Genomic DNA, 16,487 nt, shown 5'->3' on the forward strand with positions numbered 1-16,487 from the left:
CTCGGCCCGTTCCTCGGCAAGTCCTTCGCCACGTCGGTGTCGGCCTGGATCACCCCGCTGGACGCCCTGGAGGAGGCGCTCGTGGCGCCTCCGGCCCGGACGCACGGGCTGCTGCCGTACCTGGACGACAGCGACGAGGAACCCGGCGGCTACGACCTGCGGATCAGCGTCGCCGTCAACGGCCACGTCATCTCCGAGCCCCCCTTCTCCACCATGTACTGGACGGCCGCCCAGCAGCTGGCCCACATGACCGTCAACGGCGCCTCCCTGCGCACCGGCGACCTGTACGGCTCCGGCACGGTCAGCGGTCCGGCGGAGGGGGAGCGCGGCTCCCTGCTGGAGCTGACCTGGAACGGCCGCGAGCCGCTCGAACTCCCCGGCGGCAAGCGCACGTTCCTGGAGGACGGCGACGAGGTGACCCTCTCGGCCTGGGCCCCGGGACCGAACGGCGTACGAGTCGGGCTGGGCGAGGTGACGGGGCGGGTGGTCCAGGGCTGACACGGACCGGCCGGGAGCCGGCTCCCGGGGCGTCCGGCGGTCGCCCCTCCCGTCTTCTCCGCTGTCTCTTCCGTTGTCGTTCAGCCCCTGACGCACACCGCCCGGCCCGTCATACTGGGCGCGGGGCGGTGTGCCCGCACGTACGCCACGCTCGGCGTGGTCACCGGTGCGCACGGCGACCGCCCTCCCCCGCACGACCCGTAGCCGCCCCTCTTCCGACGAGGAACCGGAGCCCGTGGCCATGACCGTCTGCCTGCTCCTGCTGAGCGTCGTCGCCGTGACGGCCGCCGTCCCCGTTCCCCGTGCGCTGACCCGGGCCGAGTGGCCCGAGCGGGAACCGGTGGTCGCGCTGTGGGTCTGGCAGTGCCTGGTGGCCACGGTGCTGCTGTGCTGCGTGACGGCACTCTCCCTGGGCGCCGCGGCCGTCTTCGGCACCGTCCGCGCCCAGCTCTTCGCCCCGGCGCCCCCCGCGGTGACCGCGGCGTACGACCTGTCCACCGCCCCGCCGTGGGCCGCCGCCCTCACCCTGCTGCTGGCCTGCGGTGCCGCCTGGACGACGGCGATGCTCGCACGGGAACTCGTCGAAGCCCGCCGGCGCCGCGCCCAGGCCCGCGCCCACCTGCGCGAGCGCGCCCCCGACCTGCCGGCCGGCCTGCCCGCGGCGCGGGGGCCGCTGCTGGTCCTGGAGGACGAGTACCCGGACGCCTGGTGGATGCCCGGCAGCCCGCCCCAGCTGATCGTCACCACGGGCGCCCTGCACCGCCTCACCGGCCACCAGATCGACGCCGTCCTCACCCACGAGCGCGGCCACGCACGGGCCCGCCACGACTGGCTGCTGCACCTGTCCACGGCCCTGGCCACCGGCTTCCCGCGCATCCCGCTGTTCGCCCACCTCTGCGACCAGACCCACCGCCTGGTCGAACTGGCCGCCGACGACACCGCCTCCCGCCGCTGCGGCCACCTCACCACGGCCCTGGCCCTGATCGAGCTCAACCAGCACCGAGGCGTCCTGTCCTGCGCCTCAAGCCACCGCCTGCTGGGCGAGCGGGTCGACCGGCTCCTGGAACCGCCGCCCCGGCTGGGCCGCCGGCACCGGGCCCTGACCACCACGACGGCGGCACTCGTGCCGTTGCTGCCCCTGCTGATCGCGTTCGCCCCGGGGCTGACGGCGCTGTCGTAGCCGGGCGGGCCCGTGCCGTGGTGGCGGATCTCCCCGCGGGCCCGCCGAAACCGCAGCTCAACAGTCGAACAGGTCACCTTCCCGGTGGCGCAACATTCCCGCAACACCACTTTTCCTATCGGATAGGTATGGTCCGAGCCATGCCCAGTGACCGCTTCCGAGACCACGCCGGACAGGGAGCCGCGACCACCGTCGCCGCCCACCGCGCGCGGCGACGGCTGCGCGCCGACCGGGCCCGGCAACTGGCCGACCCGCTCCGCCGGTCGCTGCTCACCGGTGCCTTCCCCGACGGTGTGCTCCCCCACGAGTCGGCCCTCGCCGCCGAGTACGGCGCCAGCCGCAACACGGTCCGCGAGGCGCTCGACCTGCTGCGGGCCGAGGGCCTCGTGGAGCGCCAGCCCGGCGTCGGCACCGTGGTCGTGGCCCACAAGTACCCCCACGGCCTCGACCGCCTGATGGGCCTCGCGGAAACCCTCCGCGAACACGGGCAGGTCACCAACGAGGTCCGCACCATGGGCCCCGCCCCGGCACCAGCGCCCGTCGCCGACCGGCTCGGACTCGCGCCCGGCACCGACGTCCTCTACATCGAACGCCTGCGCAGGCTCGGCGGGCTGCCCCTGTCCCTCGACCTCACCTACATCCCCCTGGACATCGGCACCGAACTGCTCGGCGCCGACCTGGAGAACACCGACGTCTTCCGCCTCCTGGAAGCCGTCACCGGCCGGCGCCTCGGCCATGCCGAGATCACCCTGGAAGCGGTCAGCGCGGACACCCACTCGGCCGCCGTGCTCGAAGCCCCGCGCGGTGCCGCCGTCCTCATGCTGGAACGCCTCACCCACCTCGCGGACGGCCGCCCGGTCGACCTGGAGTTCATCCGTTTCCGCGGCGACCGCATCACCATGAGCGGCCTGCTGCACCGGAACCGGTAACCAACCCGCTCGCGCACATCCCTGGAGACAGCCATGCCTTTGGTGCCCCAGCGGGCCGACGTGCCCGTGACCATCGACGAGTCGAAGTGCATCGAGGGCTGCACGCTCTGTGTGGACATGTGCCCGCTGGACTCCCTCGCCATCGACGAGCGCAACGGCAAGGCCTACATGCATGTCGACGAGTGCTGGTACTGCGGCCCGTGCGCGGCCCGCTGCCCCACCGGAGCCGTCACGGTCAACATGCCCTATCTGCTCCGGTGAGAGGCCGAAACCGTCATGTCCCGAACCACCGTGCAACGCACAGCAGCCGCGCTCTCCGCCGTCGTCCTCCTGCTCCCGCTCAGCGCCTGCGGCGGTGACACCGAGGCCGGAAACGGCTCCACGGTCACCGTCACCGTCGGCTACCAGTCCAGGACGATCAACACCGTCACGGCGGGCACCCTGCTCCGCTCCCTCCACTCCTTCGAGAAGCAGCTCGATTCCCTGCACGACGGCGTCCACTACAAGGTGAACTGGCAGGACTACGCCACCGGGGCCCCCATCACCGCACAGATGACCGCCGGGAAGATCGACATCGGCTCGATGGGCGACTTTCCCCTCCTCATCAACGCGGCCCGCGGCACACAGCTGAACAGCCCCACCCGCCTGGTCTCGGTCACCGGCTACAACCTGCGCGGCGGCCTCAACACCATCGTCACAGCGCCGGACTCCAAGCTGACCTCCCTGACGGACCTGAAGGGCAAGAAGGTCTCCACGAGTGTCGGCTCGGCCGCCGACGGCACGCTCGTACGGGCCTTGCAGCGCGCGGGCATCGATCCGGTCAGCGGCGTCGAGAAGCTCAACCAGCAACCGTCCGTCGGCGCCTCCGCCCTCACCGCGGGCAGCACGGACGCGCTCTCCCAGTTCGTCGCCTGGCCGGGCCTGCTCGTCTTCCAGGGCAAGGCGAAGGCGGTCTACGACGGCGCCCGGCTGAACCTGCCCACCTTCCACGGCGTCACCGCCCGCGAGGGCTTCGCGAAGCAGCACCCTGCCGTACTGGAGGCCTTCCTGAAGGCCCAGGCGGAGGCGACCGACTACCTCGACGACCACCCGGTGGACGCCGCCGAGAAGGTCGCGAAGGCGACGGGCCTGCCCGCCGAGGTCGTCTACCTCTACAACGGCGATCACGGCATCGCCACCTTCGATCCGGCCATCAGGCCCCAGCTCGTCTCCGCGCTGAAGCAGGACGTGTCGGTCCTCAAGTCGGCGAAGCTCACCGGCGACGTGGACGTCGACTCCTTCGTCGACGACCGGTACGTGAAGAAGGCCCTCGGGCCGGCGGCGTACGCGAAGCATCTCGCCACCAAGCCCGCACCGGCCGCGAGCGAGGCCTGGCCCAAGGGCGCCTCGAAGACGGTCTCGTTCAACTCCCCCTCCAAACTGCTGCGTTACGTCGCCGAGCACCGCGACGACCTCCGCGCCGCCTACGTCCCCGACACCACCACCGGCACCCCCTGGTTCGCCGACAAGGCCGTGTGGGTGGCCGACGGCGACCAGCTGCTGCCCTTCGTCGCCCCCGACACCGCGCGGGCGTACATCGCCGCGCACGGCGGAGCGCGGGTCGTCCCGTACTCCGATGCTCTGGAGCGGGCCTCGTGAAGCGGTACGCGCTCCGCCTGGTGTCGCTGTCCGCCGCCCTCGGCCTGTGGCAGGCGCTGACCAGCTGGAACATCGACCTGTGGCTGCGCTTCTCGCAGTTCCCCACCGTCACCGACGTGGCCCGGACCTTCGCCGCCCGGGTGTCCGGGCCGGACTACTGGACGGACCTCACCGACAGCCTCACCCGGATCCTCACCGGTTTCCTGCTGGCCGCCGTCCTCGGAGTGGCCACGGGCGTGCTCGTGGCGCGCTCGCGCCTCGCCGAGGATCTGCTCGGTCCGGTGCTGGAGGTGATCCGGCCGGTTCCCGCCATCGCCCTGGTCCCCGTCGCGATCCTGCTCTTCCCCTCCAACGAGCAGGGCATCGTCTTCATCACCTGCACCGCCGCCTTCTTCCCGGTGCTGGTCTCCACCCGGCACGCCGTGCGCGCCCTCACGCCCGTGTGGGAGGAGGCCGTGCGCACCATGGGCGGCGGCCGGTGGCGGATCCTCGGCTCGGTCGTCCTGCCGGGCGCGCTGCCCGGCGTGTTCGGCGGTCTGTCCGTCGGCATCGGCGTCTCGTGGATCTGTGTGATCTCCGCCGAGATGATCTCCGGCCAGTACGGCGTCGGCTACCGCACCTGGCAGGACTACACCGTCGTCGACTACCCCGGCGTGTTCGTCGGCATGGCGACCATCGGCGTCCTCGGCTGGCTCACCTCGACGGCCGTGGAGCTGCTGGGCCGCCGTCTCACCCGCTGGCTGCCGCGCACCGCGTACGCGCCCGGCACCCGGCCGCCCCGGCCCGGCCGGTCCGTGACCCCGGCGGCGGCACCGGCACCGGCACCGGCCGCCCCCGCCGAGGTCCCCGAAGGGGCCCGATCCGAGGAGGCACGCGATGAGCACCTCGTCTGAGACCGTCTCGAACAGCCCGTCCACGGCTGCCCCGGAGGCCTCGTCCGGCACCGGCCCGAAGGTCTCGGCCGAGGCCGCCGCCCCCGCCGCCCCCGTGCGCGGGACCCGGCTCACGCTCGCCGGTGCCTCCCTCGGCCGCCCCGGCGCGACCGCCCTGGAGGAGGTCGGCCTGGACATCGCCCCCGGCGAGATCCTCACCGTCGTCGGCCCCTCCGGCTGCGGCAAGTCGACCCTGCTGCGCACCCTGGCCGGCCTGCTGCCGCCGCTCGCCGGCGAGATCACCCAGGACGGACACCCGCTGACCGGCCCCTCGGCCGAACGCGCCCTGGTCTTCCAGGAGGACGCCCTGCTCCCCTGGCGCACCCTGCGTGCCAACGTCGAACTTCCCCTCGCCATCCGCGGCGTGCCCCGCGCCGAGCGCCGGAGGCAGGCCCGGGCCTGGCTGGAGCGGGTCGGGCTCGGCTCGCAGGCGCGGCAGTTGCCGCACCGGGTCTCCGGCGGGCAGCGCCAGCGCGTCCAGCTGGCCCGCGCCCTGGCCGGACGCCCGCGCGCCGTCCTGATGGACGAGCCGTTCGGTGCCCTCGACGCACAGACCCGCGCGGGGATGCAGGACCTGCTGGTGGAGGTGCTGCACGGCACGGGCGCCACCGTCGTCTTCGTCACCCATGACGTGGACGAGGCGCTGTTCCTGGGTGACCGCGTGGCCCTGCTCGGCGCGGGCGGCCTCGTCGCCGTCCGGGACATCCCCCGCCCGCGTGAGCGCGGCGCACACGACGACCCGGCGCGCGCGGCCCTGCGGCGCGACGTCCTCACCTCGCTCGGTACGTGAAAGGCACCCCGGTGACCACCTCCGTGAACCCCCCTGCGGACATCCCCCCGGCCGTCCCGTCCCTCGCCGTCCCGCCTCTCGCCGACGCCGAGGAACTGACCTGCGACGTCCTGGTCATCGGCGGCGGCACCGCCGGCACCATGGCCGCCCTGACCGCCGCCGAGCACGGCGCGAACGTGCTGCTGCTGGAGAAGGCGCACGTCCGTCACTCCGGCGCGCTCGCCATGGGCATGGACGGCGTCAACAACGCGGTCGTCCCGGGCCGGGCCGAACCCGACGACTACGTCGCCGAGATCACCCGCGCCAACGACGGCATCGTCGACCAGTCCACCGTCCGCCAGACCGCCACCCGCGGCTTCGGCATGGTGCAGCGGCTGGAGTCCTACGGCGTGAAGTTCGAGAAGGACGAACACGGCGACTACGCGGTCCGCCAGGTGCACCGCTCCGGCTCGTACGTCCTTCCCATGCCGGAGGGCAAGGACGTCAAGAAGGTCCTCTACCGGCAGCTGCGGCGGCGCGAGATGCGGGAGCGGATCCGCATCGAGAACCGCGTGATGCCGGTGCGGGTCCTCACCGCCGGGGGGCGGGCCGTGGGGGCGGCCGGCTTCAACACCCGCACCGGGCAGTTCGTCCAGGTCCGCGCGGGCGCGGTGATCCTCGCGACGGGCGCCTGCGGCCGCCTCGGCCTGCCCGCCTCCGGCTACCTCTACGGCACCTACGAGAACCCCACCAACGCCGGCGACGGTTACGCCATGGCCTACCACGCGGGCGCCGAGCTCACCGGCATCGAGTGCTTCCAGATCAACCCGCTGATCAAGGACTACAACGGCCCGGCCTGCGCCTACGTCGCCAACCCCTTCGGCGGCTACCAGGTCAACCGGCACGGCGAGCGCTTCGTCGACTCCGACTACTGGTCGGGCCAGATGATGGCCGAGTTCGCGGCGGAGGTCGCCTCCGACCGGGGCCCCGTCTACCTGAAGCTGAGCCATCTCCCCGAGGAGTCGGTCTCGGCCCTGGAGACGATCCTGCACTCCACCGAGCGCCCCACCCGCGGCACCTTCCACTCCGGCCGCGGTCACGACTACCGCACTCACGACATCGAGATGCACATCTCCGAGATCGGCCTGTGCGGCGGCCACTCCGCCTCCGGCGTCCGCGTGGACGACCACGCCCGCACGACCGTGCCCCGGCTGTACGCGGCCGGCGACCTGGCCTGTGTGCCGCACAACTACATGATCGGCGCGTTCGTCTTCGGCGACCTCGCGGGCGCGGACGCCTCCCGGTACACGGCGTACGAAGGGGAGTTGCCGGGTGACCAGCTGCGTGAGGCGCACGAGCTGATCTACCGCCCGCTGCGCAACCCCGACGGCCCGCCGCAGCCCCAGGTCGAGTACAAGCTGCGGCGCTTCGTGAACGACTACGTCGCCCCGCCCAAGTCCGGCGCCCGGCTGTCGCTGGCCCTGGAGGCCTTCGAGCGGATGCACACCGACATCGCCGGGATGGGCGCCCGCACCGCGCATGAGCTGATGCGCTGCGCCGAGGTCACCTTCATCCGCGACTGCGCGGAAATGGCCGCGCGCTCCTCCCTGGCCCGGACGGAGTCCCGCTGGGGCCTCTACCACGACCGGCTCGACCACCCCCAGCGGGACGACGCCTCCTGGTTCCACCATCTCGATCTGCACAAGTCCCCCTCTGGTGCTATGGAGTTCACGGCCCGGCCCGTGGCTCCCTATCTCGTTCCGGTCGACGGCTTCGATCCCGTCGGCGGTCCGTCCCGTGCTCTCGGCGAGGTCCACGCCGAGGATGTGGCCACGGCGGGCTTGCGGGATGTAGCACCGGTCGCGGCCCGGGCGGGGACGGCGGAGCCCCTGCCTGCTGCGACCCCGCCCGCCTCGCCCACCACGCCGTCCGGCGAGCGGTCCGCCGCCCGCCTCCTCGAACTCGTGGCCCTCGCCGAGGAAGAGCCCGGACTCGACGCCGTTCTCCCCTATCTGACGGACCCGGTGCCCGCCGTCCGCCGCGAGGCCGTCGCCGTGCTCACCGAGACGCTGCCGCCGGGAACGGGCACCGCCCTGGCCACCGCCCTGCGCGACGTCCACGCCGAGGTGCGTGCCGCCGCTGCCGCGTCACTGCGTGAGCTCGTCGAGACGCTCCCGGCCGAGCCGGATCTGCGCGACGGCCTCGCCGCCGCCCTGGCCGAGCCGGACCCGGTGGTCCGCGCCGCGGCCCTGGACGTCCTGCGCGCCCTGCGCCTGGGCGACGCCGCTCTGTTCGCGGACTCCCTGGCCGACTCCGACCTCGGCGTCCGCATCGAGGCCGTCCGCGCCCTGGTGTCCGTCGACGCCGCCGGCGAACTGGCCCGGGCGGCGGTCGGCGATCCGTCCCGCGAGGTCCGCGTGGCGATCGCCAAGGGCCTCGCCACGGTCAGTGCCGAGCGGCCGGCGCGTGACACCCCGGCCGCCGCCGATCCCGCTGCCGACGCCGTCGAAGCGGCCCTCACCGGCCTTCTCGACGACCCCGACGCCCTGGTGCGGGCAGCGGCCTACGGAGCGCTGGGCACCACCGGCTGCCCGGCGCCTCTCACCGCACGCGCGGTGGCGGCTCTGGCCGAACCGGCCTGGCAGGTCCGGGCCGGAGCCGCCACGGCTCTGTCCGTCGCCGACCCCGACGTGGCCGTGCCGTCCCTCGCCAAGGCTCTGGCGGACTCCCATGCGGACGTCCGCAAGGCCGCCGTCCTGGCACTGGCCCGGCACCGCGCCACCGAGGAGGCCCGCGCGGCTCTCGCCACGGCGACGACCGACTCCGACGCGGATGTCAGGGCGTATGCGGCACGGGCGCTGTGACCGGCCCGGCCGGAGGCCAGGTCCGACCCGGCAGGAGGCCCGGCAGGAGGCCCGGTCCGACCCAGGTCTGGCCGGCCGGGAGCCCGGCCCTCTGTCCGGTCGTCGGGCTCCGGCTCCCTATATCCAGTCGTCGGGCTCCGGCTCCTCGTCCATCTCCGGCCAGTGGTCCGGCTCGCCCGCGTCCTGACCGGCGGGGTGAGCCGCCTCCTGGCCGGACGCCGTCCGGGCCGACGGAGAGTCACCCGCGACAGCGGAGCCTGCCGGCCCGCCCAGCGAGGCGAGCACCTCCAGCACACCCTCGCCGTACGTCGCCAGCTTCTTTTCACCGACCCCGCTGATCCCGCCGAGCTCCCGCACCGACGCCGGCCACACCGTGGCGATCTCCCGCAGCGTGGCGTCGTGGAAGATCACATACGCCGGGACGCCCTGCTCACGGGCCTGCTCGGCGCGCCAGGCGCGCAGTGCCTCGAAGGCCGGCAGCAGTTCCTCGGGCAGCTCGGCGGCGACAGCCTTGCCCTTGCGCTCGCCCCGCCCGGAGCCGGAGGACGAGGACCCCGACCGGGAGGTCGCCGGCTTCTTCGGTTCCTTGCGCAGCGGCACGTCCCGCTCCCGCCGCAGCACCGCCCCGCTCGCCTCGGTCAGCACGAGCGTGCCGTACTCGCCCTCCACCGCGAGCAGCCCCTGGGCGAGCAACTGCCTGATGACGCCCCGCCATTCGGCCTCGGTCAGCTCCTCGCCGATACCGAAGACGGACAGCTGGTCGTGGTCGAACTGGATGACCTTGCCCGTGCGCTTCCCCAGCAGGATGTCGACGATCTGCACCGCGCCGAACTTCTGTCCGCGCTCCCGCTGCAACCGGACGACCGTCGACAGCGCCTTCTGAGCCGCGATCGTGCCGTCCCAGGTCTCCGGCGGGGTCAGGCACGTGTCGCAGTTGCCGCAGCCGGACGCGGACGGCTCCTGGCCGAAGTAGGCGAGCAGCTGGCCCCGCCGGCACTGGGCCGTCTCGCACAGCGCCAGCATCGAGTCCAGGTGGGCCTGGGCCCGGCGCCGGAAGGCCTCGTCGCCCTCGCCGGACTGGATCAGCTTGCGCTGCTGGATGACGTCGTTCAGCCCGTAGGCCATCCAGGCCGTCGAGGGCAGTCCGTCACGGCCGGCCCGGCCCGTCTCCTGGTAGTAGCCCTCGACCGACTTGGGCAGGTCGAGGTGGGCGACGAAACGGACGTCCGGCTTGTCGATGCCCATGCCGAAGGCGATGGTCGCCACCACGACCAGGCCGTCCTCCCGCAGGAAGCGGGACTGGTGGGCCGCGCGCGTGCCCGCGTCCAGGCCCGCGTGGTACGGCACCGCCTCGATGCCGTTGCGGCTGAGGAACTCGGCGGTCTTCTCCACCGAGTTGCGTGACAGGCAGTAGACGATGCCCGCGTCGCCCGCGTGCTCCTCGCGCAGGAAGCTCAGCAGCTGCTTCTTCGGGTCGGCCTTGGGCACGATCCGGTACTGGATGTTGGGCCGGTCGAAGCTCGCCACGAAATGGCGGGCCGTCGGCATGTTGAGCCGCTGGGTGATCTCCTGGTGCGTCGCGTGCGTGGCCGTCGCCGTCAGCGCGAGGCGCGGCACGTCCGGCCAGCGCTCTCCGAGGAGGGACAGCGCCAGGTAGTCGGGGCGGAAGTCGTGGCCCCACTGGGAGACGCAGTGCGCCTCGTCGATCGCGAACAGGGAGATCTTGCCGCGGGAGAGCAGGTCGAGCGTGCTCTCCAGCCGCAGCCGCTCCGGCGCCAGGTACAGCAGGTCCAGCTCGCCGGCGAGGAATTCGGCCTCCACCATCCGCCGCTCGTCGAAGTCCTGCGTGGAGTTCATGAACCCGGCCCGCACACCCAGCGCCCGCAGGGCGTCCACCTGGTCCTGCATCAGGGCGATCAGCGGGGAGACCACCACGCCCGTGCCCGGCCGGACCAGGGACGGGATCTGGTAGCACAGCGACTTGCCGCCGCCGGTCGGCATGAGCACGACGGCGTCACCGCCCGCCACCACATGCTCGATGACGGCTTCCTGCTCGCCGCGGAAGGCGTCGTAGCCGAAGACCCGGTGCAGCGCGGCCAGCGCCTCGCTCGCGTCGGCGCCGAGGGGCCCTGCGGGGCCGCCGACCGCGCCGGTCCCGGGCCCGGTCCCGGCCGCCCCGGTCCCCGTCGCCCCGGTCCCGATCGCCTCCGTCCCGGTCACCGCGTCCAGTTCCGTCATCACACCCGTCCCGCCCGTCGCGCCCATCGTTGCGTCCCCCGTGCGTCGCGCCTCGACCACTGCGTCCACCATAGGCGCCCGCACCGACAGCCCCGGAGTTATCCACAGGTCCCGGCTGGTGAAGGCGGTACGCGAACGTACCTTCGATACGGCTCGGCCGTGCAGCCTCCGGCAAGGAAACGCCGTGGGGCCCGGCTCCCGAAGGAGACCGGACCCCATACGGCCCTGCGCGTACGTCAGCGCACGAACACCCCCGCCGACCCCGCCAGGTCCAGGAAGTACTGCGGCGCCACACCGAGCACCAGCGTGACCGCCACGCCCACCCCGATCGCCGTCATCGTCAGCGGCGAGGGCACCGCCACCGTCGGGCCCTCCGGCCGCGGCTCGCTGAAGAACATCAGCACGATGACGCGGATGTAGAAGAACGCCGCGATCGCCGACGAGATCACACCGATGACGACGAGCGGGGCGGCCCCGCCCTCCGCCGCCGCCTTGAACACGGCGAACTTTCCGGCGAAGCCGGACGTCAGCGGAATGCCCGCGAAGGCCAGCAGGAAGACCGCGAAGACCGCCGCCACCAGCGGGGACCTGCGCCCGAGGCCGGCCCACTTGGACAGGTGCGTCGCCTCGCCGCCCGCGTCACGGACGAGGGTCACCACCGCGAAGGCGCCGATCGTCACGAACGAGTACGCCGCCAGGTAGAACAGCACCGACGAGACACCGTCGGGCGTGGTCGCGATGACACCCGCGAGGATGAACCCGGCGTGCGCGATCGACGAGTACGCCAGCAGCCTCTTGATGTCGGTCTGCGTGATGGCGACGATCGCCCCGCCCAGCATGGTGACGATGGCCACGGCCCACATGACCGGCCGCCAGTCCCAGCGCAGGCCCGGCAGCACGACGTAGAGCAGCCGCAGCAGCGCGCCGAACGCCGCCACCTTCGTCGCCGCCGCCATGAACCCGGTCACCGGCGTCGGAGCGCCCTGGTAGACGTCCGGCGTCCACATGTGGAACGGCACGGCGCCCACCTTGAACAGCAGGCCCATCACCAGCAGGGCGGCGCCGATCAGCAGCAGCGCGTCGTTGCCCATGGTGTCGGCGAGCGCCGGGTTGACGTCCTGCACGGTGCCGTCGACGACCTGCGCGATCGTCGCGTACGACATCGAACCCGCGTAGCCGTAGAGCAGGGCGATGCCGAACAGGGTGAACGCGGAGGCGAAGGCGCCGAGCAGGAAGTACTTGACCGCCGCCTCCTGCGACATGAGCCGCTTGCGGCGGGCCAGCGCGCACAGCAGGTACAGCGGCAGGGAGAGGACCTCCAGCGCGACGAACAGCGTCAGCAGGTCGTTGGCCGCCGGGAAGATCAGCATGCCGGCGACGGCGAACATCAGCAGCGGGAACACCTCGGTGGTGGTGAACCCGGCCTTGACCGCGGCCTTCTCGCTCTCACTGCCCGGAACGGACGCGGCCTGCGCGGCGAAGGAGTCGACGCGGTTGCCCTGCACCACCGGGTCGAGGCGCCGCTCGGCGAAGGTGAACAGGCCCACCAGGGCCGCCAGCAGGATCGTGCCCTGGAGGAACAGGGCGGGTCCGTCGACGGCGATCGCGCCCATGGCCGCGATGCGCGCCTTGGTCGTGCCGTACCCGTCGGCCGCGAGCGCCACGACCGCGGCGAAGGCGGCCACGAGGGCGACGACGGACACGAACATCTGGGCGTAGTAGCGCGATTTCCGCGGGACGAACGCCTCGATGAGGATCCCGATGATCGCCGCGCCGACGACGATCAGGGTCGGCGACAGCTGGCCGTACTCGAACTTCGGTGCGTCGATCTTGGTGATCGGATCGGCCGCGTTTGTCCACAGGCTGTGGACGGCTGTTGCGCTCACTTGGCCGCCTCCACCTCGGGCTGGGGGTCCTTTTTCTGAACGTCGGACATGGTCTGTCTGACCGCCGGGTCGATGATCTCCGTCACGGGCTTCGGGTAGACGCCCAGGAAGATCAGCAGGACGACCAGCGGGGCGACGACCACGAGCTCACGGACCCGGAGGTCCGGCATCGTGGAGACCTCCGGCTTCACCGGGCCCGTCATCGTCCGCTGGTAGAGGACGAGGGTGTAGAGCGCGGCGAGGACGATGCCGAAGGTGGCGATGATGCCGATCACCGGGTAGCGCGTGAACGTGCCGACCAGGACCAGGAACTCACTGACGAACGGCGCAAGACCCGGCAGGGAGAGGGTCGCGAGGCTGCCGATCAGGAAGGTGCCGGCGAGCACCGGGGCGACCTTCTGCACGCCGCCGTAGTCGGCGATGAGCCGCGAGCCGCGCCGGGAGATCAGGAAGCCCGCCACCAGCATCAGCGCGGCCGTCGAGATGCCGTGGTTGATCATGTAGAGCGTCGCCCCGGACTGGCCCTGGCTGGTCATCGCGAAGATGCCCATGATGATGAAGCCGAAGTGGGAGATCGACGCGTACGCCACCAGCCGCTTGATGTCGCGCTGGCCCACCGCGAGCAGCGCCCCGTAGATGATGCTGATCAGGGCCAGGACGAGGATCGCGGGTGTGGCCCACTTGCTGGCCTCCGGGAAGAGCTGGAGGCAGAAGCGGAGCATCGCGAAGGTGCCCACCTTGTCGACGACCGCCGTGATGAGCACGGCGACCGGGGCGGTGGACTCCTGCATGGCGTTGGGCAGCCAGGTGTGCAGCGGCCACAGCGGCGCCTTCACCGCGAACGCGAAGAAGAAGCCGAGGAACAGCCAGCGTTCGGTGTTGGTCGCCATGTCGAGCGTGCCGTTGGCGCGGGCCTCGGCGATCTCCTGGAGCGAGAAGTTCCCGGCGACCACGTAAAGGCCGATCACCGCGGCCAGCATGATCAGGCCGCCGACCAGGTTGTAGAGGAGGAACTTGACGGCCGCGTACGAGCGTTGGGTCGCCGCCGCCTTCTCGCCGTGCTCGTGGGCACGGTCCCCAAAGCCGCCGATGAGGAAGTACATCGGGATCAGCATGGCTTCGAAGAAGATGTAGAAGAGGAAGACGTCGGTGGCCTCGAAGGAGAGGATCACCATCGCCTCGACGGCGAGGATCAGGGCGAAGAAGCCCTGCGTCGGCCGCCACCGGCTGCTGCCGGTCTCCAGGGGGTCGGCGTCGTGCCAGCCCGCCAGGATGATGAAGGGGATCAGCAGCGCCGTGAGCGCGATGAGCGCCACGCCGATGCCGTCCACGCCCAGTTCGTAGCGGACGCCGAAGTCGGCGATCCAGGCGTGGGACTCGGTGAGCTGGTAGCGGTCGCCGCCCGGGTCGAAGCGCACCAGGACGACGATCGCCAGGGCGAGCGTGGCGAGCGAGAAGAGCAGCGCCAGCCACTTGGCCGCGGTGCGCTTCGCGGCCGGTACCGCGGCGGTGGCGATCGCCCCGACGGCCGGGAGCGCCGCTGTCACTGTCAGCAGAGGAAAGGACATCGGTATCAGACCGCCCTCATCAGCAGGGTCGCGGCGACGATGACCGCCGCACCCCCGAACATCGAGACCGCGTAGGAGCGGGCGAAGCCGTTCTGCAGCTTGCGCATCCGCCCGGAGAGGCCGCCGACCGAGGCCGCCGTGCCGTTGACGACGCCGTCGACCAGGGTGTGGTCGACGTAGACCAGGGAGCGCGTGAGGTGTTCGCCGCCGCGCACCAGGACGACGTGGTTGAAGTCGTCCTGGAGCAGGTCGCGCCGGGCGGCCCGGGTGAGCAGCGAGCCGCGCGGGGCGACGGCCGGGACCGGGCGGCGACCGTACTGGGCCCAGGCGAGGGCGACGCCGATGATCATGCAGGCGACCGTCGCGCCGGTGACCACGCCCGCGCTGATCGGCGGGTTGCCGTGGCTGTGCCCGGTGACCGGCTCCAGCCAGTGCATGAACCGGTCGCCGATGCTGAAGAACGCACCACCGGCCACCGATCCGACGGCCAGCACGATCATCGGGACCGTCATGACCTTCGGCGACTCGTGCGGATGCGGCGGGGTGTACTCGCCGCGCGTCTCGGCCGCGGGCTCCACGTCCGGCTCGGCCGGGGACGGCGTCGGGGCGTGGCGCCAGCGCTCCTCGCCGAAGAACGTCATCAGCATCACGCGCGTCATGTAGAACGCGGTGATGGCCGCGCCGAGCAGGGCGCAGGCACCGAGGATCCAGCCCTCCGTGCCGCCCTTGGCGAACGCGGCCTCGATGATCTTGTCCTTGGAGAAGAACCCGGACAGGCCCGGGAAGCCGATGATCGCCAGATAGCCGAGGCCGAAGGTGACGAAGGTGACCGGCATGTACTTCCGCAGTCCGCCGTACCTGCGCATGTCGACCTCGTCGTTCATGCCGTGCATGACCGAACCGGCGCCGAGGAAGAGACCGGCCTTGAAGAAGCCGTGCGTCACCAGGTGCATGATCGCGAAGACATAGCCGATGGGGCCGAGGCCGGCGGCGAGGATCATGTAGCCGATCTGCGACATGGTCGAGCCGGCCAGGGCCTTCTTGATGTCGTCCTTCGCGCAACCGACGATCGCACCGAACAGCAGCGTGACCGCGCCGACGATGGTGACGACCAGCTGCGCGTCCGGGGCGCCGTTGAAGACGGCCGCGGAGCGGACGATCAGGTAGACGCCCGCCGTCACCATCGTCGCGGCGTGGATGAGGGCCGAGACCGGGGTCGGGCCCTCCATCGCGTCCCCGAGCCAGGACTGCAGCGGCACCTGGGCGGACTTGCCGCAGGCGGCGAGGAGCAGCATCAGCGCGATCGCGGTGAGCTTGTCCTCACCGGCGGCACCGGCGAGCCCGGCCTCACCGTGGTCGCCGAGCACCGACCCGAAGGCGAAGGTGCCGAACCACAGGAACATCAGCATGATCGCGATGGACAGGCCCATGTCGCCGACGCGGTTGACCAGGAAGGCCTTCTTCGCGGCCGTGGCGGCGCTGGGCTTGTGCTGCCAGAAGCCGATCAGCAGGTAGGAGGCGAGACCGACGCCCTCCCAGCCCACGTACAGCAGCAGGTAGTTGTCGGCGAGGACGAGGATCAGCATCGCCGCGAGGAACAGGTTCAGATAGCCGAAGAAGCGGCGGCGCCGCTCGTCGTGCTCCATGTACCCGATCGAGTACAGGTGGATCAGCGAGCCGACGCCCGTGATCAGCAGCACGAACGTCATGGACAGCTGGTCGAGCTGGAAGGCGACGTCCGCCTGGAATCCCTCGACCGGGATCCAGCTGAACAGGTGCTGGCTCAGGACGCGGTTCTCGGCGTCCCGGCCCAGCATGTCGGTGAACAGCACCAGGCCGAGCACGAAGGAGACGGCCGCGAGCAGGGTGCCGAGCCAGTGGCCGACGGCGTCCAGCCGCCGCCCGCCGCACAGCAGGACCGCCGCTCCGAGCAGGGGCGCCGCCACCAGCAGCGCAATGAGGTTCTCCACGATTCTTCCGACCCC

General features: G+C 71.9%; 12 protein-coding genes. 8 read left to right on the forward strand and 4 right to left on the reverse strand.

Translation table 11 applies throughout. The features are described 5' to 3' along the window. The 8 genes from GTY56_RS17215 to GTY56_RS17250 all read left to right on the forward strand — a co-directional run. Positions 1 to 498, forward strand: a 498-nt coding sequence (locus tag GTY56_RS17215; RefSeq protein WP_202510325.1) for a fumarylacetoacetate hydrolase family protein, incomplete at its 5' end; no start/stop codon positions are given. Between the two features lie 241 nt (positions 499 to 739). Next, positions 740 to 1,678, forward strand: coding sequence for a M56 family metallopeptidase (locus GTY56_RS17220; RefSeq protein WP_161366320.1), 939 nt, complete (start codon positions 740 to 742; stop codon positions 1,676 to 1,678). Between the two features lie 140 nt (positions 1,679 to 1,818). After that, complete coding sequence (locus GTY56_RS17225) at positions 1,819 to 2,607, forward strand: GntR family transcriptional regulator (RefSeq protein ID WP_202510326.1); 789 nt, start codon at positions 1,819 to 1,821, stop codon at positions 2,605 to 2,607. Positions 2,608 to 2,640: 33 nt separating this feature from the next. After that, complete coding sequence (locus GTY56_RS17230) at positions 2,641 to 2,868, forward strand: 4Fe-4S dicluster domain-containing protein (protein ID WP_161366268.1); 228 nt, start codon at positions 2,641 to 2,643, stop codon at positions 2,866 to 2,868. Between the two features lie 30 nt (positions 2,869 to 2,898). After that, complete coding sequence (locus tag GTY56_RS17235) at positions 2,899 to 4,245, forward strand: ABC transporter substrate-binding protein (RefSeq protein WP_161366269.1); 1,347 nt, start codon at positions 2,899 to 2,901, stop codon at positions 4,243 to 4,245. After that, the gene (locus GTY56_RS17240) at positions 4,242 to 5,138 is read left to right on the forward strand and encodes an ABC transporter permease subunit (RefSeq protein ID WP_161366270.1); all 897 of its coding nucleotides are present in this window, start codon (positions 4,242 to 4,244) and stop codon (positions 5,136 to 5,138) included. The genes GTY56_RS17235 and GTY56_RS17240 overlap by 4 nt, the downstream gene beginning before the upstream one ends. Beyond that, positions 5,122 to 5,967: an ABC transporter ATP-binding protein gene (locus tag GTY56_RS17245; RefSeq protein ID WP_202510328.1), complete on the forward strand. Its 846-nt coding sequence runs from the start codon at positions 5,122 to 5,124 to the stop codon at positions 5,965 to 5,967. Before GTY56_RS17240 ends, GTY56_RS17245 begins: the two co-directional genes overlap by 17 nt. 11 nt (positions 5,968 to 5,978) lie before the next feature. Then, positions 5,979 to 8,810 carry a fumarate reductase/succinate dehydrogenase flavoprotein subunit gene (locus tag GTY56_RS17250; protein ID WP_346345505.1) on the forward strand — a complete coding sequence of 944 codons (2,832 nt, stop codon included), beginning with the start codon at positions 5,979 to 5,981 and terminating at the stop codon, positions 8,808 to 8,810. Between the two features lie 117 nt (positions 8,811 to 8,927). Here GTY56_RS17250 and recQ read toward each other — a convergent pair whose 3' ends face one another. The 4 genes from recQ to nuoL form a co-directional block, all read right to left on the reverse strand. Beyond that, on the reverse strand, positions 8,928 to 11,048 hold the full coding sequence (gene recQ, locus GTY56_RS17255) for a DNA helicase RecQ (RefSeq protein WP_524540114.1): 2,121 nt from the start codon (positions 11,046 to 11,048) through the stop codon (positions 8,928 to 8,930). Positions 11,049 to 11,284: 236 nt separating this feature from the next. Next, on the reverse strand, positions 11,285 to 12,934 hold the full coding sequence (gene nuoN / locus GTY56_RS17260; protein ID WP_161366271.1) for an NADH-quinone oxidoreductase subunit NuoN: 1,650 nt from the start codon (positions 12,932 to 12,934) through the stop codon (positions 11,285 to 11,287). Further along, positions 12,931 to 14,502 carry an NADH-quinone oxidoreductase subunit M gene (locus tag GTY56_RS17265; protein ID WP_161366272.1) on the reverse strand — a complete coding sequence of 524 codons (1,572 nt, stop codon included), beginning with the start codon at positions 14,500 to 14,502 and terminating at the stop codon, positions 12,931 to 12,933. Before GTY56_RS17265 ends, nuoN begins: the two co-directional genes overlap by 4 nt. A 5-nt stretch (positions 14,503 to 14,507) precedes the next feature. Further along, a complete protein-coding gene (gene nuoL, locus GTY56_RS17270) occupies positions 14,508 to 16,472 on the reverse strand; it encodes an NADH-quinone oxidoreductase subunit L (RefSeq protein WP_161366273.1) in 1,965 nt (654 codons plus the stop codon). Positions 16,473 to 16,487: the final 15 nt, after the last annotated feature.

Source organism: Streptomyces sp. SID5643 (assembly GCF_009872555.1).
GTDB lineage: Bacteria > Actinomycetota > Actinomycetes > Streptomycetales > Streptomycetaceae > Streptomyces > Streptomyces iakyrus.

Excerpts from the sequence above, each read along its gene's own strand:
- GTY56_RS17220 (WP_161366320.1), top strand. The coding sequence starts at position 740 with ATGACCGTCTGCCTGCTCCTGCTGAGCGTCGTCGCCGTGACGGCCGCC.
- GTY56_RS17225 (WP_202510326.1), top strand. The coding sequence starts at position 1,819 with ATGCCCAGTGACCGCTTCCGAGACCACGCCGGACAGGGAGCCGCGACC.
- GTY56_RS17230 (WP_161366268.1), top strand. The coding sequence starts at position 2,641 with ATGCCTTTGGTGCCCCAGCGGGCCGACGTGCCCGTGACCATCGACGAG.
- GTY56_RS17245 (WP_202510328.1), top strand. The coding sequence starts at position 5,122 with ATGAGCACCTCGTCTGAGACCGTCTCGAACAGCCCGTCCACGGCTGCC.
- recQ (WP_524540114.1), bottom strand. The coding sequence starts at position 11,048 with ATGACGGAACTGGACGCGGTGACCGGGACGGAGGCGATCGGGACCGGG.
- GTY56_RS17265 (WP_161366272.1), bottom strand. The coding sequence starts at position 14,502 with ATGTCCTTTCCTCTGCTGACAGTGACAGCGGCGCTCCCGGCCGTCGGG.